The organism is Pseudomonas sp. LS2P72 (genome assembly GCF_054897865.1).
In genome coordinates, this window is the sequence record NZ_CM142708.1 from 3,890,253 (window position 1) to 3,907,842 (window position 17,590).

Genomic DNA, 17,590 nt, shown 5'->3' on the forward strand with positions numbered 1-17,590 from the left:
CTTCGCCGCCGAACGGGGCGGTGCGACGTTTCGCTAAATCCCCTCGCCACAGTATCGAGTTGCCGTCAGGGAATGGGTTCCTACTCTTTTTCACTTACTTGCAACGCTCCATCCCAGCCGCCACCCAATGCTGCGATCAACTGCACACTGGCAATCAACCGGCTCTGCAACAGGCTCAGCACGCTGCGTTCGTTGTTCAACGCGGTGGCCTGAACGACCACCACACCCAGATAAGCGATCACGCCGGCCTTGTACTGGTTCTGGGTCAGGCGCAAGGACTCTCGCGCCGCGTCCAGTGCTTCCTGGCGCACGCCCGCTTCGTCTTCCAGCACCTTGAGCTGCACCAGATAGTTTTCCACTTCACGGAAGCCATCGAGCACGGTCTGGCGGTACTTGGCCACGGTCTCGTCGTAGGCCGCTTCACTGCGGTCAACTTCCGCGGAGCGCTGGCCGCCGTCGAACAAGGTCATGGCCAATTGCGGTCCGACCGACCAGAAGCGGTTCGGCACGCTGATCCAGTTGGAAGAGGTGCTGCTGCTGTAACCACCGTTCAGACTCAGGGTGAAATCCGGATAATAGGCCGCCTTGGCCACACCGATGTTGGCATTGGCGGCCATCACCGAGCGTTCGGCGGAGGCGATGTCCGGGCGGCGCTCGAGCAATTGCGAAGGCAGGCTCAGCGGTATCTCGGGCAACGCAGGAATGTTATTGGTTTCAACCAGGCTGAACTCGGCCGGCGGTAGCCCGATCAGTACGGCGATGGCGTTCTCGAATTGGGCGCGCTGCCAGATCAGATCAACCATGTCAGCCTGGGTGCTTTTGAGCTGAGTCTGAGCCTGCGCCACCGCATCCTTGCCGGAAACACCGGCGCGGTATTGGTTTTCGGTCATTGTCAGCGAGCGCTGATAGGCCTCGACTGTCGCTTCCAGCAGGCGTTTTTGCTCGTCGATCACCCGCAATTGCAAATAGTTCTGCACCAGTTCCGACTGCTGGCTCAAGCGCATCGCCGCCAGATCGGCATAACTCGCCTCGGCGTTGGCCGTGTCGGCTTCCAATCCTCGGCGCAACTTGCCCCAAACGTCGGCCTCCCAACTGACTCCGGCCTGCGCGGTGTAAGTGTCACGAATCCCGCTGGAAGAACTGGTCAGGCTCGAACTGCTGCTGCCGGTGCCCTGGCTGGAGCGGTTTTTCCCGACGGTCAGGTCCACAGTGGGGAAAAACGCGCCACGGGCACTGCGTACCAAGGCCTGGGCCTGACGGTACTGGGCTTCGGATTGCGCGACCGTCTGGTTGGCACTGTTGAGTTTTTCGATCAGGCCATTGAGCTGCTGATCGCCATACAACTCCCACCAGGCGCCACGGGCCAGGGAATCACTGGGATTGGCCTGACGCCAGCCGGCCGCTTCCTTGTATTGCGCCGGCGCAGCCGCTTGCGGGCGCTGGTAATCCGGGCCAATGGCGCAGGCGCTGAGCATCGCCACGCACAGCGCCAGGCTCAACAAACGCGAGCCTCGAGCCGTTACCAACGGTGCAGCCAGAGTGATAAGCGAATGGTCAGTCATAGCGGAGTTTCCAGAGCAACATCGGTACGCACCCCACGCCAGTGGTTGAAGCGATGGCGCAGTTTGTCCAGATAGAGGTAAACCACCGGAGTGGTGTAAAGGGTCAGCACCTGGCTGAAGATCAGCCCGCCGATGATGGTCAGGCCCAGCGGCTGACGCATTTCCGCACCTTCGGCGCGGCCCAGCAGTAACGGCAATGCGCCGAGGATCGCCGCCAGTGTGGTCATCAGAATCGGCCGCAGGCGTTGCAGGCAAGCGCTGCGAATCGATTCCAGCAGCGCCATGCCCTGATGCCGTTCCAGCTGCAAGGCCAGGTCGATCATCAGAATGGCGTTTTTCTTCACCACGCCGATCAGCAGGAACAACCCGAGCAACGAGATCAGGCTGAACTCACCGCCCAGCGCGTAAATCGACAGCAATGCGCCGACCCCGGCCGACGGCAAGGTCGAAAGAATGGTCAACGGATGGATGTAGCTTTCATACAGCACACCGAGCACCAGATACACCGCCACCAGCGCCCCGAGAATCATCCACGGCTGGCTCTTCTGGGTCGCGGCGAAGGCGTCGGCGGTGCCGGCCATTTTCACGATCACGTCTTCCGGCATGCCCAATTTGGCGATGGCCCGCTCGATGGCCGCCGAGCCCTGCTCCACCGTCACGCCTTCAGCCATGTCGAAGGAAATGCTCTCGGAGGCGAACTGGCCTTCGTGGCTGACGCGGTCGTCTTCCAGGCTGTTTTCGTAATGAGCGATAGTCGAGAGCGGAATCCGCGCGCCGTCGGCGGTGATCACCTGAACCTGTTTGAGGGTGATCGGGTCCTGGGCATATTTCGGATTGACCTCCATCACCACTTGATACTGGTTAAGGCTGTCGTAAATCGTCGAAATCTGCCGCTGGCTATAGGCGTTGTTCAGCACCGCGGTGACCATGTCCATGTCGACGCCCAGGCGTTTGGCCTGATCACGATCGACGATCAGGGTCACCTGCTGGGCGCCGCGCCCTTCACGGGCGTCAATCGCGGTCAGCTCCGGCAAAGCCTTGAGTGCGGTAACGACTTTCGGGTACCACTCGCGCAACTCGCCAAGGTCGGCGCTTTGCAGGATGTAGGAATACTGCGACGTGGACTGTTCACGACCGCCACCAAACTGCAGGTCCTGATCGGCCATCAGCATCAACTGCGCACCGGCGACCTTGGGCATTTCCTTACGCAGGCGTTCAATGACCTTTTGCGCAGAAATGTTGCGTTCCTTGATCGGTTTCAGCCGCACCAGCATGAAGGCGTTGTTGGTGCCGTTGGTGCCGCCAATGAAGCCGGCGACGCTTTGCACCGCGTCATCCTTGAGCACGGCGCGGCGGAAGGTTTCCATTTTTGGCTGCATCACGCTGAACGACAACCCATCGTCGCCGCGCACAAAACCGATCAGCTGACCAGTGTCCTGCTGAGGCATAAATGTTTTAGGAACAACGACATACAGTGCAATGTTAACGCCGATTGTCACAATCAAGCTAAGTAAGGTCAACCGGCGATGACGCAGCACCCAGTCAAGGCTTGTGGCGTATTTGCCGACCATCCACTCGTTGGCGCGCTGACTCCAGCGCTGCAAACGGTTTTCCTCACCCGGTGTATGCGGTTTGAGCCAGCGGGCGCAGAGCATCGGCGTCAGCGTCAGCGAGACCACCAGCGACACCACGATGGACGCCGCCAACGTGATGGAAAACTCGCGAAACAGGCTTTCGACGATCCCGCCCATAAACAGGATCGACAGGAACACCGCCACCAGCGAGGCGTTCATCGACAGTAAGGTAAAGCCGACTTCCTGCGCACCCAGGTATGCGGCCTTCATTGGCGGTACGCCTTTATCGATGTGCCGGGAAATGTTCTCAAGCACCACAATGGCGTCGTCCACCACCAGCCCGGTGGCCAGAATCAGCGCCATCAACGACAGGTTGTTCAGGGAGAAACCATAGAGGTACATCACCGCAAAGGTGCCGACCAGCGACACAGGCACCGCAAGGGTCGGAATCAACGAGGCGCGGAAGTTACCGAGGAACAGGAACACCACCAGAATCACCAGCGCCACGGCAATCAGCAGGGTCATTTCCGCTTCGTGCAAGGTCGCCTTGATCACCGGCGACCGGTCCATCGCCACGTTCAGTTTGACGCTGGCCGGCAACACGGCCTGCAACGCCGGCAGTTGAGCCTTGATTTCGTTGACCGTCTCGATGATGTTGGCGCCGGCCTGGCGGTTGATCACCAGCAGTACCGCCGCGTCGTTGTTGAAGAAACCACTGTTGTAGCGGTCTTCGACGCCGTCGCTGACCTTGGCCACATCCTTCAGGCGCAAGGCCGCGCCGTCCGCGTAGTGAATGATCAGCGACTCGTAATCCTTGGCTTTTTCCAGTTGATCGTTGGCCTGAACCTGCCACAGTCGCTGGCCGTCTTCGACGGAGCCCTTGGGCCGGCGCACGTTGGCGTTGGCGATGGTGTTGCGCACATCGTCCAGCGCCACGCCGTACTGGTTGAGCGCCTGCGGTTCAAGTTCGATGCGCACCGCCGGCAAGGAACTGCCGCCGATCTGCACTTCGCCGACACCCTGCACCTGAGACACACTCTGGGACAGAATCGTCGAGGCCAAATCGTAGAGCTGGCCTTTTTCCAGTACGTCGGAGGTCAGCGACAGCACCATGACCGGCGCCTGGGACGGGTTGATCTTCTTGTAGGTCGGCATGCTGCGCATCCCGCTCGGCAGCAAATTGCGCGAGGCGTTGATTGCCGCCTGCACTTCCCGCGCCGCGCCGTTGATGTCGCGGTCCAGGTCGAACTGCAAAATCACCCGGGTCGAGCCCTGGCTGGAGCGGCTGCTCATGGTGTTGACCCCGGCGATGGCGCCGAAAGAGCGTTCCAGCGGCGTGGCCACGGTCGAGGCCATGACCTCCGGGCTCGCACCGGGCAGACTCGCCTGGACCACGATCACCGGGAAATCCATCTGCGGCAGCGGCGCCACCGGCAACAGGCCGAAGCTCACGCCACCCAGCAGCATGATCGCCAGGCTCAGCAACATCGTCGCGACCGGGCGCTTGATGAAAGGTCCGGACAGGTTCATGGCTGTTCTGCCGCTTCCACGGCTTCAGGCTTGCGACCCCAGCGCCGACCGAGGCGGTCGAAATACAGGTAGATGACCGGAGTGGTAAACAGCGTCAGCACCTGACTCACCAACAAGCCACCCACCATCACCAGCCCCAACGGTTGACGCAGTTCCGCGCCGGAACCGGTCGCCAGCATCAGCGGCACTGCGCCGAACAACGCGGCCAGTGTGGTCATCAGAATCGGCCGGAAACGCAGCAGCGCCGCCTGATAGATTGCCGTTTCCGGGTCCATGCCCTGATTGCGTTCAGCGTCGAGGGCGAAGTCGATCATCATGATCGCGTTCTTTTTCACGATACCGATCAACAAAATGATGCCGATGATCGCGATCATGCCCAGGTCATTGCCACTCAACAGCAACGCCAGCAAGGCGCCGACCGCCGCCGAGGGCAAGGTCGAGAGAATGGTGATCGGGTGTATGTAGCTCTCGTAAAGCACGCCGAGCACGATGTACATGGTGACAACCGCCGCCAGAATCAGCAGCAAGGTGCTCGACAGCGAGGCCTGGAATGCCTCCGCCGCGCCCTGGAACTGGGTCTGCACGCCGATCGGCATGCCGATGTCTTTCTGCACCTGGTCGATGATTTCCACCGCATGCCCCAGCGCCACGCCGGGCGCGAGGTTGAACGACATCATCACTGCCGGGAACTGACCGATATGAGTGATCGCCAGTTGCGCCTGACGCTCCTCGATATGCGCCAGGCTGGACAGGCGCACTTGCCCGCCGTCGGTGGTTTTCACGTGAATCTGGTTCAGCGCATCCGGCCCGATCTTCTCGCCGGCCTGCGATTGCAGCACCACGCGGTATTGGCTGGCCTGGGTGTAGATGGTGGAAATCTGCCGCTGACCGAAGGCGTCGTACAGCGCATCGGTGATGTTCGACACCGACACACCGACCCGCGACGCCGCATCGCGGTCAATCACCAGATACACCTGCAGGCCTTTATCCTGCAAATCGCTGGCAACGTCGGTCAGCTCCGGCCGTTGGGCCAGCGCATCCACCAGACGACCGCTCCACAGACTGAGCAGCACGGAATCCGGCGACGACATGCTGAATTGGTATTGAGTCCGGCTGACGCGGTCTTCGATGGTCAGGTCCTGCACCGGCTGCATGAACAGGCGTATGCCGGTGAGCTTGTCCAGTTCCGGTTGCAGGCGCGCGATCACCTCGGTGGCGCTGAGGTCGCGATTGCTGTGGGACTTGAGGTTGATCAGCAGACGACCGCTGTTCAGCGTCGAGTTGTCACCGTCGACGCCGATGTAGGACGACAGGCTCTCCACCGCCGGATCTGCCAGGATCACTTTGGCCAGTTCCTGCTGACGTTCGCTCATCGCCGCAAAGGAAATCGACTGCGGCGCCTCGGAAATGCCCTGGATCACCCCGGTGTCCTGCACTGGGAAGAAGCCTTTGGGCACCACCATGTAAAGGAACACGGTCAACGCCAGCGTGCCGATGGCCACCATCAGGGTCAGCGGTTGATGCTTGAGAACCCACTTTAACTTGCGCCCGTAAGCCGCAATCATCCAATCAATTGCGGCGCCACTGAAGCGGTAGAAACGGCCCTGTTCTGCTTCCTTGGGCTCACGCTTGAGCAGCCGCGCGCACATCATTGGCGTCAGTGTCAGGGACACCACCAGGGAAATCAGGATCGCCACCGCCAGGGTGATGGCAAATTCGCGGAACAACCGCCCCACCACGTCGGCCATGAACAGTAGCGGAATCAGCACCGCGATCAGCGACAGGGTCAGGGAGATCAGGGTGAAGCCGATCTGTTTGGCGCCCTTGAGCGCCGCATTCAGGGGGCTGTCGCCCTCTTCGATAAATCGGGAAATGTTTTCCAGCATGACGATCGCATCGTCCACCACGAAACCGGTGGCGATGGTCAGCGCCATCAGGGTCAGGTTGTTGACCGAGAAACCCGCGAGGTACATCACGCCGAAGGTGCCGATCAGCGACAGTGGGACCGCGACCGACGGAATGATCGTGGCGCTGGCCCGACGCAGGAACAGGAAGGTCACCATCACGACCAGCGCAATGGCGATCAACAATTCGTGCTGCACGTCGGTGACCGAGGCGCGGATGGTCTGGGTGCGGTCGGTCAGCACAGTGACTTCGAGACCGGCCGGCAGGTTGTCGGTGATGCTCGGCAACAGGGCTTTGATCCGGTCGACCACTTCGATGACGTTGGCGCCAGGCTGACGCTGGATGTTCAGCAGCACGGCCTGACTTTCGTTGGCCCACGCCGCCAGACGTTCGTTTTCCGCGCCATCGACGATCTCTGCCACGTCCTTCAACCGCAACGGCGCGCCGTTGGCGTAGGCGAGAATCAGGTTGGCGTAGTCCTTGGGCGAGGTCAGTTGATCGTTTGCATCGAGCATCGACACCCGGGTCGGGCCATCGAAATTGCCCTTGGGCTGGTTGACGTTGGACGCGCCGATCAAGGTGCGTACGTCGGAGAGGTTCAAGCCGTTGGCCGCCAGGGCTTCGGGGTTGACCTTGATCCGCACAGCCTGACGCTGGCCGCCGGCAATGCTGACCATGCCGACGCCGCTGATCTGGGCAATTTTTTGCGCCATGCGCGTGTCGACCAAGTCATTGAGCTTGGGCAGCAGCATGGTCTTGGAGGTGATGGCCAGCGTCAGCACCGGGGTGTCCGCCGGGTTGACCTTGTTGTACACCGGCGGCGCCGGCAGGTCCTTGGGCAGCAAATTGGTCGCGGCGTTGATCGCCGCCTGCACTTGCTGCTCGGCAACGTCCATGTTGATGTCGAGGCTGAAACGCAGGGTCAGCACTGAAGCGCCGCCGGAACTGGTCGAAGCCATCTGGGTCAGGCCGGGCATCTGCCCGAATTGACGCTCAAGGGGCGCGGTCACGGCGCTGGTCATTACATCCGGGCTCGCGCCGGGGTACAGCGTCATGACGCGGATGGTCGGGTAATCGACCTGAGGCAATGCCGACACCGGCAACAGCCGATAGGCGATCACACCGGCCAGGATAATGGCCAGCATGCTCAGGGTCGTGGCGACCGGGCGAAGGATGAACAGCCGCGAGATGTTCATGCGCCGCCCTTTTTCACCTTGTCGGTGGTCGTCGCGTCAGGTGCCGTGGCGGCCGATTTGCCTTGCAGGTGGCCGGTCGGGGTGGTCGGTACATCCTTGGTGTCGTTGACCACTTCCACTTCGCTGCCCTCCTTCAAGCGGTCGGTGCCTTCAAGGACCACGCGATCCCCAGGCGCCAGGCCTTCGGTAATCACGGTGTTTTCACCGTCACTGGCGCCAACTTTCAACTGACGAATCGCGACTTTCTTGTCGCCGTCCAACGCGTAGACAAACGTACCGTTGGTGCCGAACTGAATTGCTGCCGAAGGTGCGAGCACCACGTCTTTGAGGGTGTCGGCCAGCAGGTGGACGTTGACGAACTGATTCGGAAACAGCGCTTGATCACGATTCTCGTAACGAGCCTTGAATTTCAGGGTCCCGGTGGTGACGTCGATCTGGTTGTCCAGGCTTTGCAAGACGCCGGTGGCCTGCAACTTGGTGTCGCCACGGTCCCAGGCTTCGGCGGGCAGTTTGGCGCCCGTGCGATAACGGGCCAGCACGGTCTCCAGGCTGTTTTCCGGCAAGGTGAAGGCAACGCTGATCGGTTGGGTCTGGGTGATGATCACCAGCGCGGTGGTGTCGTTGGCCGCCACCAGGTTGCCGACATCCAGTTGACGCAGGCCCACACGCCCGGCAATCGGGGCGCGGATCTTGGTGAATTCCAGATTGAGCTTGGCGTCGTTGACCGCCGCCTGATTGGTTTTGACCGTGCCCTGATACTGGCCCACCAGCGCTTCGGCGGTGTCCAGGGTCTGCTTGGCGATACTGTCTTCGCGATACAGCCCGCGATAACGCTCCACATCGACCTGGGCGTTTTTCAATTGTGCCTGGTTCTGCAGCAACGTGCCTTCGGCCTGAAGCAAGGCGTTCTGATAAGGACGCGGGTCGATTTCAGCCAGCAGATCGCCAGCCTTGACCATCTGCCCTTCCTCGAAGGAGATCTTCATCAGCTCACCTCCGACGCGGCTGCGCACATTGATGGTGTTCAGCGCCGTCACGGTGCCCAGCGCCTTGTAGTACAGCGGGAAGTCACCCTTGACCGCTGGCGCGACACGCACTGGAACCGGCCCGGTCGCCCCGCCGAAACCGGGACGCATTCCCCCCGCCCTGCCGGTTTGCCCGGCAACGGCTTTTTGCCCTGCGCCCTCTTTTTGGGCAGTGCCGGCGGGCCAGAATTTCCAGCACAGGCCAGCGATGACCAACAGGACAAGCAGGCCAAACAGCCAGCGACGGGGACTACGGGAAACGGAGGATTGCATGGAATGATCAACCATTGGGCGCGTGGGCTTCTTCTACGGGAGGCTGAACGATAAGCACTGGAGGCTGATTAGCAAAGCGCCTTTACCGGCAATTTACCTTCGGCTTACGTAACAGGAGATGTATCTAAGGCACTGAAGCACAAATGAAAACGGCCTGGAGAGGGCCAGGCCGTTAACAATTGTAAAACGACGCTTACTTCAGAACGGCGAGTGCTGCTTCGTAGTTCGGTTCTTCAGCGATTTCCTTGACCAGTTCGCTGTGCAGAACGTTGTCATTTTCGTCCAGAACCACGACGGCACGGGCGGTCAGGCCTTTAAGCGGGCCGTCGGCGATGGCCACGCCGTAGTTCTCGATGAACTCGGCACCGCGCAGGGTCGACAGGTTTTGTACGTTTTCCAGGCCTTCGGCGCCGCAGAAGCGCGCTTGAGCGAACGGCAGGTCAGCGGAGATGCACAGCACGACAGTGTTGGCGACATCACTGGCCTGGGCGTTGAACTTGCGAACCGACGTGGCGCAGGTCGGGGTGTCAACGCTTGGGAAGATGTTCAGCACTTTGCGCTTGCCGGCGAAGCTCGCCAGGGTCACGTCGGACAGATTGCCGGCAACCAGGGAAAAGGCTGGCGCCTTGGAACCGGCTTGTGGCAGTTGGCCGTTGACTTGAACCGGGGAGCCTTTAAGAGTGACTTGAGCCATGAACGGAGTCCTTCTGAACGTTGTTGTAGAGAATTTTGAAGAGGCCGAAGTTAACCACGAAATGGCCCGACGACCTATGCCCAGATACAAATTGTGAAGTGTCGTCGCACACATTGGATACAACCCGCCCCCTCACCGCATAGCGAGTTTAGTGTCGAGAAACAAATCTGCTTTTCGGCGATCTTCCGTAAGAAGCTGTCGATCCAGGCGACGGCCATTCGACTAGCCTGTGAATCACTCACATCCAGCGGAGATAAGACCATGCGATTCATGATCATTGTAAAAGCCAGCCAGGATTCCGAGGCCGGTGTGATGCCCAGCGAGGAATTGATGACCGCGATGGGCAACTACAACGAGGAGCTGGTCAAAGCCGGCATCCTCATCGAGTGCGATGGCCTGCAACCCAGCAGTAAAGGCGCCCGCGTGCGTTTCTCGGGTGACCAGCGCACGGTGATCGACGGTCCGTTCGCCGAAACCAAGGAGCTGATCGCCGGCTACTGGATATGGCAGGTGAAGTCGAAACAGGAAGCGATCGAGTGGGTCAAGCGCTGCCCCAACCCGATGCCGGGCACCGACGCCGAGATCGAGATTCGCCAGGTGTACGAGGCCGAAGACTTCGGGGACGAGTTCACACCGGAGCTGCGGGAGCAGGAAGAACGGCTGCGTGCGCAGGTGAAAAAGCCCTGAATAGCGGATCATTCCCACGCGCCTGCGTGGGAATGATCAAAATGTCGGTCTCCCAAAGGAGCGAGGCTTACCCGCGATTGCTTTTTAGCCTCCCGCCTCCTTAACCCCCTGTTTCGAATTAACTTTTTAGTACACACAAATTCACGCAAACGTGTACAAAAAAACCAAAGATTCCCCCCTTCGACTGGCGAACCCCGAGTTAGCTGCTAGCGTCAACAGACGTGTCCTACAGGCTTGATAGGAAAGAGATTTCGCAGTAACGGCCGTCAAGTGCCGAGTCGTCCAATGAGCCACGAAGGAACGGGGGATTCATGTCGAAGAATGCGGGAGCACACGCCTTTCTATTGGCGGCTTCAATGGCGTCTGCCGTTTATGCCCACGCGGATAACGCCGAGACGGCCAACAAAAGTAACAACCCGCTGAACCTGGCTCCCGGCGCCAATCTTCAGGACTACTACACACCCAAGCTTTACGACACCAATGCCCACACCAACGACGTCCTGATGCGCGGTACTTTGCCCATCGCACCCAACGATTTCATTGGTGTGCCGCAATTGCTGCGCGCCACCGTGCCGATCAGCACTCGGCCCGATCCAAACGGCGGCTACAGCACCGGCGAAGGTGATCTGAACATTTTCGACATCTTCTTGCTCAAGACTGACGGTGTGCAGCTGGGCATCGGTCCAATGATCACTGCACCCACCGCCGATCAAGACGAACTCGGCACCGGCAAATGGCAGGCAGGCCTGGCGGCCATTGCGATTGATTCATCGCCGCGCGGCCTGCTCGGCGCATTGGTGCAATACCAGAGTTCGTTCGCCGGCGACCATGATCGCGCTCACGTGGAAACCGCAACGATGCAGCCCTTCATCATTCATAACCTGGCCAAAGGTTGGTATTTGCGTTCGACCGGTACCTGGACGTTCGACCTGAAAAACGACACCCATTACATCCCCATCGGTTTCGGTGGCGGCAAAGTGTGGAAATCCGGGACAAATATTCTCAACGTATTCGTCGAACCGCAGTGGACCGTGGAACGCAAAGGCGATGGCCTGCCGCAGTTCACGCTGTTCACCGGGATCAACGTCACGTTTGGCAAATAAGGACTTTCAAATGCACGGTGCAATTCGCGCAGCCGGTTTCAGCCTGATGACCATGTTCGTCAGTTGCGGGGTCGGCGCCCAGGAGCTGGATACGCGGATCGGCAAGATCGCGATGGAAGGCGAACTGCCGGCACGTGAATCGATTGCCAAACTCTACGCCGAGCTGGATTTCCAACAGGCGACCCAGAGTTACCTGTGGGCCTTGCCGCTGGTGTCCTACGCGCAATGGCAGGAAGAATTTCGCGACAAGCTCGGCGCCCACGGCGGCGACCTGATGGTGCTCAACAGCTACGAAGACAAACTGGGCGTGATCACCGCCAACGCCACCACGCCGTACATCCTTGGCTTCGTCGACCTCAATGAAACCGGCCCGCTGGTGATCGAACTGCCGCCCGGCCCGACGGCTGGCGGTGTGGGTGATTTCTGGCAACGGGCAATCATCGACATGGGCCAGACCGGCCCGGACAAAGGCAAGGGTGGCAAGTATCTGGTGCTGCCACCGGGTGCCGAGCCACCGGCCGACGCCGGCAAGTATTACCTCGCCAAGTCGGAAACGATGAACGTGCTGGTGGGTTTTCGCGTCCTCGATCCGGACCCGGCCAAGGGCAAGGCGCTGGTCGAACAATTCAAGATGTACCCGTACGCCAAACGCGCCGAACCGGGCAAGACCCAACTGCTCTCCCCCGGCGGCAAAGCCTGGTCCGGCACTCAGCCGCGTGGCCTGGCATATTGGCAACGCTTGCACCAGATCATTCAGAAAGAGCCAGTCAACGAACGGGACCGTTTCTACATGGCCATGCTGGCCAGCCTGGGCATCGAAAAAGACAGACCCTTCAACCCCAACGACAACCAACGCAAGGCACTGGAACAAGGTGCGCAAGTCGGCGAGTTGATCGCCAAGGCCAACACCTTCGCCAAGCGTTTTGCAGACGCCCAGTACTGGAAAGACCGGCAATGGGACACCGTGCTGAACATCGCCGAGCCGTCGCAGCGCGTGGCTTATTACGACCAGTTGTGGGAGCGCAGTGCCTGGTTCTACGAAGCGGTGACCAACACCAAGGGCATGGTTTCCAGGACACCGGGCCTGGGCCAGACCTACCTCGGCGCCTACACCGACGCCAAGGGCCACTGGCTCGACGGCGGCAAAAGTTATCGCCTGCACGTCGGCGCCAACCCGCCGGCCAAGCAGTTCTGGTCGATGACCGTCTATGACATCGACAGCCGTTGCCTGATCGACAACCCACAGCGCAAGGCCGACCTGTCGTCCCGTCAGGATCTGAAAAAGAACGCCGACGGCTCGGTGGACCTGTATTTCGGCCCGACCGCGCCCAAAGATTTCGAGAGCAACTGGGTGCAAACCGTGCCGGGCAAACACTGGTTCAGCTACTTCCGGCTGTACGCGCCCACCGAAGCCTATTTCGATAAAAGCTGGAAACTCGACGACATCACGGCCGTGGAATGACGCCCAAGCGTTTTATAAGGAAGTTTTATGAATAACCGCATGCCGGAAGTCACCAGTGGCGAATGGAAAATGCCGCTGCTGACGCCCGTCAATCAACCAAAACAATAAACGGAGTTCGGTATGGTCTGGCCTTATGTTGTGCGCCCTTTTGTGGCCCTGTGCGTGCTCGGTGCAAGCCCGTTGGCGCTCGCGGCCGAGGGCGGTGTCGGCCGGCCGATCACCGGACAACAGGTATTTTCCAATGCCGGGATCGTGCCGCCGGAACCTGGCTGGGTCATGTCGCTGACCAGCATCTGGTACGACGGTGACCTCAAGGGCAGCAAGGGTGTGCCGATTTCCGGTGAGATCGGCGCGGATCTGGACATGAAAGTCTCCTACACCATGGCCAACTTCACCCATATCTGGGACACCGGCAAGGGGCGCTGGAACTACGCCTCGGCCATCGGCGTGCCGGTGCAGTACACCGACGTCAACATCAGCATTACCGGCCCGCGCGGCCGGACACTGGGCGACGAAGACACTGGCACACAGTTCGCCGACATGCTGATCACGCCGATCGCCGCCGGCTACCACTTCGACGAGGTCAACCACCTCTCGTTATCCCTGCCGATCTACGTGCCGACCGGCGCCTATAACGACGATCGTCTGGCCAACCCCGGCCAGAACACTTACACCTTCATGCCCACCGCGGCCTTCACCCATCTGGATGGCAAGGGCGGCGAGTTCACCCTGTCGAGCGGCCTGGAGTTCTACACCGAGAACGACGCCACGGATTATCGCAACGGCAACATTTTCACCCTCGATGCGCTGTGGACCCACGGTTTCGGCAATGGCTGGAGCGCTGGCGTTGTCGGCGGTTACGTACAGCAGGTCACCGATGACAAGGGCCAGACCGCCGATTCACTCAACGGTTTTCGCGGCCGCTCGGTGGGCGCCGGTCCGGTGGTGGGCTGGGCCGGTAAATTTGCCGATGCCCAGGCCAGCGTCAGCGCGCGTTGGGTGCCGGAGTTCGACACCAAGAACCGCCCTGAAGGCAATGGCATCAGCGTCAACCTGACGTTGGCGTTTTTCTAGGAGAGGAACATCCCATGACTGCGCTCCAAGACCTCAACGCCCTGCAAGCCAGCATCGCCGAAGCCGTACTCGGCCAGGATCAGGTGATCCGCCAGATTATCCTTGGCCTGTTGGCCAACGGGCACTTGTTGCTCGAAAGCCTGCCCGGCCTGGCCAAGACCCGCACGGTCAAGGCACTGGCCAAACACCTGGACGCGAAGATGAGCCGCATCCAGTTCACCCCCGACCTGCTGCCGTCGGACATCACCGGCGCCGAAGTGCTGCATCAGATCGATGGCAAAAACGAGATCCAGTTCCAGCCGGGCCCACTGTTCGGCAACCTGATCCTGGCCGACGAAATCAACCGCGCTCCGGCCAAGGTTCAGGCCGCGTTGCTGGAAGCCATGGAAGAACGGCAAATCACCGTGGCCGGCAACAGTCATGGGCTGCCGGAGTTGTTCATCGTGGTAGCGACGCAGAACCCGATTGAACAGGAAGGCACCTACCCGCTGCCGGAAGCGCAGATGGACCGATTCCTGATGAAGGTTCTGCTGGATTACCCGAGCGCGGAGAACGAAAGCCAGGTGCTGCGCCTGTTACGTGAAGAAGAGTTTGCGCTGGGCGCGAAAACGGCTGCGGTGCAAGGCTTCGCGCTCTCCCAGGAGGTGATCTTCGCGGCGCGTCGGGAAGTCAGCGCCGTTCACGTGTCCCCGGCCATCGACCGCTACCTGATCGACCTGATCAATGCCACCCGCCACCCGGCCGATTACGATGCCGACCTCGGTCGGTGGATCGCCATCGGCGCCAGCCCTCGCGGCGGTATCGGCCTGGATCGTTGCGCCCGGGCCGATGCCTGGTTGCAGGGGCAGGATTTTGTCTCGCCGGATAACGTTCGCGCCGTGGTGCATCCGGTGCTGCGTCATCGTCTGCAACTGAGTTATGACGCGGTCGCTGACGGCGTCACGGCCGATCAGGTGCTTGATCGCCTGCTCGACAAAGTCGCAATTCCGGCCTGAGATTGAAAATGAACAGTGCGGACGGTCTGGTCTATGTCTCTCTGGCGCAGTTGATGGCCCTGGAGTTCAAGGCGCGTGACCTGAGTTTCCTCGCACGTCAGCCGCAAGGCAGCATCCTCGCCGGCAACCATGCCTCGCGCCTGCGGGGCCGTGGTTTGAACTTCGATGAGCTGCGCCGCTATCAGCCGGGGGACGACTTGCGTCATCTGGATTGGCGGGCGTCGCTGCGCACCGGCAAACCGGTGGTTCGTACCTTCACCGAAGAACGCGACCGCCCGGCGTTGATTCTGGTCGATCAGCGCATGTCGATGTTCTTCGGCTCCCAGCGCAGTTTCAAATCCGCCATTGCCGCCGAACTTGGCGCGTTGGCCGCGTGGATGGTGTTCCACGCGGGAGATCGGGTCGGCGGCCTGGTGTTCAACGATTTGCGCATCGAGGCCATTGCCCCGCTGCGTAGCCGTAAACGTGTCGAAGCGCTATGCAGTCGCATCGCTGAGCAGAATCAGCAACTGAATGCGGCCAATCCGGACGCCGAAGGCGAAGACCAACTCGACAAGGTGTTACAGCATTGCCTGGCGGTGGCCGGTCACGATCACCTGATTTGCATCGTCAGCGACTTTGCCGGCGCCGGTGAGCGCACCTTGCAGTTGATGCGCCAATTGGCGGCTCACAACGATGTGATTGCCATGCAGGTCTACGACCCGTTGGCGCTGAACCTGCCGAAGAATGGCCGCTTGCTGGTCACTCAAGGCCAGTTGCAGGTGGAACTGGCCGTCGAGCAACGCAGCGTTCATCAGCCGCTGGGGGACTTTCTCAGTGGTCGGCTCAAGGACGTCGCCACTTTGCTGCGCCGCAGTCAGGTGCCGTTGATGATGTTCAGCACCGCCACCGAGGCGCAGGAACAATTGCGCGCCGAACTGGGCAAGCTCGGCAGAGGTCGGCGATGAACCCGAACATCCCGAGCATCGAGCAGCTCAAGGAGATCGCCCTGCCCGCGCCGGTGAGTTATGCGCCGCAGACGTGGGGTTGGTGGGTGTTGCTCTGCCTGTTGGTGATTGCCATTTTGTGGGTCAGCGCACGGAAGTATTGGCAGTGGCGGCGGGATCGCTATCGGCGCGAGGCGTTGGTGCGGCTGGCTGAGCTGCAAAACAGCGATGATCAGTTGCAAGCCCTGCGCGAACTGCCAGAGCTACTCAAACGCGTGGCCCTGTCGATGCCCACCGATTGGAACAAAAAACCTGTGGGAGCGAGCCTGCTCGCGAAGAGGCCTTTACATTCACCATTGATGTCGACTGACCGGACGCCATCGCGAGCAGGCTCGCTCCCACAGGTGACGGCGTTAGGCGGGAAAGATTGGCAGGCGTTCCTGGAACTGCACAGTGCTCAGCCGCTACCGGCGGATTTCAGCCTGCAACTGGCGCAACTGGCCTATGCGCCTGATGCCGCATTGTTGGCGCTTAAGACTGAACAGCGCCAACACCTGTTCGCCACCTGCAAACACTGGGTGGAGCATCACCATGTGGCAGCTTGATTACCCTTGGCTGCTAATCCTTTTGCCGCTGCCGTGGTTCGGCTACCGCTACCTGCCCGATTACCGCGAAGCCCGCAGCGCCGTGCGCGTACCGTTTTTCGCTGCCATGAGCCGAGCAGTCGGCCAGGCACCCAGCCAGGCCGGCACCCGCAGCAATCGCTGGCAGTTGCTGCTGAACCTGCTGGTCTGGGCACTGTTGCTACTGGCGGCCGCGCGCCCGGTGTTCGTCGAAAAGCCAATCGAGCGCCAGCAACCGGTGCGTGACCTGATGCTGGCCATCGACATTTCACAGTCCATGGAAACCACCGATTTCACCGACGCCAACGGCCAGAAGATCAACCGTCTGGCGGCGGTCAAGGACGTGGTTCATGGCTTTATCGACAAGCGTAAAGAGGATCGGCTGGGCCTGATCGTGTTCGGCAGTGGTGCTTACCCGCAGGCGCCGCTGACCCTCGATCACGCCAGTCTGTCGCTGTTACTGGACGACACCGGCATCGGCATGGCCGGTCCCAACACCGCCATCGGCGACGCCATCGGTTTGAGCCTGAAACTGCTCGACCAGGCCCACGAACAGGAAAAAGTCCTGATCCTGCTCACCGATGGCAACGACACCAGCAGCGCCATCACCCCGGATCACGCGGCGTCCATGGCGGCCGCCAAAGGCGTGGTCATTCACACCATCGGCATTGGTGACCCTGACGCTTCGGGCGAAGCCAAGGTCAACCTTCAGGGTTTGCAGCAGATCGCCGAGACCACAGGCGGCAAGTTCTTCCGTGCTGAGGATCGCAATGCGCTGGATCAGGTGTACGGCACCCTCGACAAGCTCACGCCGCATCAAGTGAAAACCCTCAGTCATCAGCCAAAAAAGGATCTGTTCTGGTGGCCAATGGGGGCCGCGATCGGTTTGCTCGCGCTCTATCATTTGGGCGCCCTGCTCCGTCCGCATCTGTCACTCACGCGTCAGCGGCAGGAGGCTTGA

13 protein-coding genes are annotated in these 17,590 nt (G+C 60.6%); 8 read left to right on the forward strand and 5 right to left on the reverse strand.

Annotation, left to right across the window (positions count from 1 at the left end; translation table 11 throughout):
• Positions 1–80: 80 nt before the first annotated feature.
• From ACYZUA_RS17705 to tpx, 5 genes are all read right to left on the reverse strand, one after another.
• The gene (locus ACYZUA_RS17705) at positions 81–1,562 is read right to left on the reverse strand and encodes an efflux transporter outer membrane subunit (RefSeq protein WP_461959908.1); all 1,482 of its coding nucleotides are present in this window, start codon (positions 1,560–1,562) and stop codon (positions 81–83) included.
• Entirely contained in the window at positions 1,559–4,666 is a 3,108-nt protein-coding gene (locus ACYZUA_RS17710; protein ID WP_461959909.1) for an efflux RND transporter permease subunit, read from the reverse strand. The genes ACYZUA_RS17705 and ACYZUA_RS17710 overlap by 4 nt, the downstream gene beginning before the upstream one ends.
• Positions 4,663–7,767, reverse strand: a complete 3,105-nt coding sequence (locus ACYZUA_RS17715) for an MdtB/MuxB family multidrug efflux RND transporter permease subunit (RefSeq protein WP_461959910.1) — start codon at positions 7,765–7,767, stop codon at positions 4,663–4,665. The genes ACYZUA_RS17710 and ACYZUA_RS17715 overlap by 4 nt, the downstream gene beginning before the upstream one ends.
• A complete protein-coding gene (locus ACYZUA_RS17720; RefSeq protein WP_461959911.1) occupies positions 7,764–9,080 on the reverse strand; it encodes an MdtA/MuxA family multidrug efflux RND transporter periplasmic adaptor subunit in 1,317 nt (438 codons plus the stop codon). The genes ACYZUA_RS17715 and ACYZUA_RS17720 overlap by 4 nt, the downstream gene beginning before the upstream one ends.
• A gap of 178 nt (positions 9,081–9,258) precedes the next feature.
• Complete coding sequence (gene tpx / locus ACYZUA_RS17725; protein WP_008150862.1) at positions 9,259–9,759, reverse strand: thiol peroxidase; 501 nt, start codon at positions 9,757–9,759, stop codon at positions 9,259–9,261.
• 261 nt (positions 9,760–10,020) lie between these two features.
• On the opposite strand from tpx, the gene ACYZUA_RS17730 reads away from it, so the two are divergent.
• The 8 genes from ACYZUA_RS17730 to ACYZUA_RS17765 all read left to right on the forward strand — a co-directional run bounded on the left by ACYZUA_RS17730 (position 10,021) and on the right by ACYZUA_RS17765 (position 17,590).
• Positions 10,021–10,446 carry a YciI family protein gene (locus ACYZUA_RS17730; RefSeq protein WP_461959912.1) on the forward strand — a complete coding sequence of 142 codons (426 nt, stop codon included), beginning with the start codon at positions 10,021–10,023 and terminating at the stop codon, positions 10,444–10,446.
• A gap of 311 nt (positions 10,447–10,757) precedes the next feature.
• The gene (locus ACYZUA_RS17735) at positions 10,758–11,549 is read left to right on the forward strand and encodes a hypothetical protein (RefSeq protein WP_461959913.1); all 792 of its coding nucleotides are present in this window, start codon (positions 10,758–10,760) and stop codon (positions 11,547–11,549) included.
• A gap of 10 nt (positions 11,550–11,559) precedes the next feature.
• A complete protein-coding gene (locus ACYZUA_RS17740) occupies positions 11,560–13,011 on the forward strand; it encodes a DUF1254 domain-containing protein (RefSeq protein ID WP_461959914.1) in 1,452 nt (483 codons plus the stop codon).
• 120 nt (positions 13,012–13,131) lie between these two features.
• Positions 13,132–14,085: a SphA family protein gene (locus ACYZUA_RS17745; RefSeq protein ID WP_461959915.1), complete on the forward strand. Its 954-nt coding sequence runs from the start codon at positions 13,132–13,134 to the stop codon at positions 14,083–14,085.
• 14 nt (positions 14,086–14,099) lie between these two features.
• Complete coding sequence (locus ACYZUA_RS17750; RefSeq protein WP_461959916.1) at positions 14,100–15,080, forward strand: AAA family ATPase; 981 nt, start codon at positions 14,100–14,102, stop codon at positions 15,078–15,080.
• 8 nt (positions 15,081–15,088) lie between these two features.
• Positions 15,089–16,027, forward strand: coding sequence for a DUF58 domain-containing protein (locus tag ACYZUA_RS17755; protein WP_461959917.1), 939 nt, complete (start codon positions 15,089–15,091; stop codon positions 16,025–16,027).
• Positions 16,024–16,611: a DUF4381 domain-containing protein gene (locus tag ACYZUA_RS17760; protein ID WP_461959918.1), complete on the forward strand. Its 588-nt coding sequence runs from the start codon at positions 16,024–16,026 to the stop codon at positions 16,609–16,611. Before ACYZUA_RS17755 ends, ACYZUA_RS17760 begins: the two co-directional genes overlap by 4 nt.
• On the forward strand, positions 16,598–17,590 hold the full coding sequence (locus ACYZUA_RS17765) for a vWA domain-containing protein (RefSeq protein ID WP_461959919.1): 993 nt from the start codon (positions 16,598–16,600) through the stop codon (positions 17,588–17,590). Before ACYZUA_RS17760 ends, ACYZUA_RS17765 begins: the two co-directional genes overlap by 14 nt.

What these genes read in the sequence shown, in the direction of transcription:
- ACYZUA_RS17720 (WP_461959911.1), bottom strand. Translation starts at nt 9,080, where the DNA reads ATGGTTGATCATTCCATGCAATCCTCCGTTTCCCGTAGTCCCCGTCGC.
- ACYZUA_RS17765 (WP_461959919.1), top strand. Translation starts at nt 16,598, where the DNA reads ATGTGGCAGCTTGATTACCCTTGGCTGCTAATCCTTTTGCCGCTGCCG.
- tpx (WP_008150862.1), bottom strand. Translation starts at nt 9,759, where the DNA reads ATGGCTCAAGTCACTCTTAAAGGCTCCCCGGTTCAAGTCAACGGCCAA.
- ACYZUA_RS17745 (WP_461959915.1), top strand. Translation starts at nt 13,132, where the DNA reads ATGGTCTGGCCTTATGTTGTGCGCCCTTTTGTGGCCCTGTGCGTGCTC.
- ACYZUA_RS17715 (WP_461959910.1), bottom strand. Translation starts at nt 7,767, where the DNA reads ATGAACATCTCGCGGCTGTTCATCCTTCGCCCGGTCGCCACGACCCTG.
- ACYZUA_RS17760 (WP_461959918.1), top strand. Translation starts at nt 16,024, where the DNA reads ATGAACCCGAACATCCCGAGCATCGAGCAGCTCAAGGAGATCGCCCTG.
- ACYZUA_RS17740 (WP_461959914.1), top strand. Translation starts at nt 11,560, where the DNA reads ATGCACGGTGCAATTCGCGCAGCCGGTTTCAGCCTGATGACCATGTTC.
- ACYZUA_RS17730 (WP_461959912.1), top strand. Translation starts at nt 10,021, where the DNA reads ATGCGATTCATGATCATTGTAAAAGCCAGCCAGGATTCCGAGGCCGGT.
- ACYZUA_RS17755 (WP_461959917.1), top strand. Translation starts at nt 15,089, where the DNA reads ATGAACAGTGCGGACGGTCTGGTCTATGTCTCTCTGGCGCAGTTGATG.
- ACYZUA_RS17705 (WP_461959908.1), bottom strand. Translation starts at nt 1,562, where the DNA reads ATGACTGACCATTCGCTTATCACTCTGGCTGCACCGTTGGTAACGGCT.
- ACYZUA_RS17750 (WP_461959916.1), top strand. Translation starts at nt 14,100, where the DNA reads ATGACTGCGCTCCAAGACCTCAACGCCCTGCAAGCCAGCATCGCCGAA.
- ACYZUA_RS17735 (WP_461959913.1), top strand. Translation starts at nt 10,758, where the DNA reads ATGTCGAAGAATGCGGGAGCACACGCCTTTCTATTGGCGGCTTCAATG.
- ACYZUA_RS17710 (WP_461959909.1), bottom strand. Translation starts at nt 4,666, where the DNA reads ATGAACCTGTCCGGACCTTTCATCAAGCGCCCGGTCGCGACGATGTTG.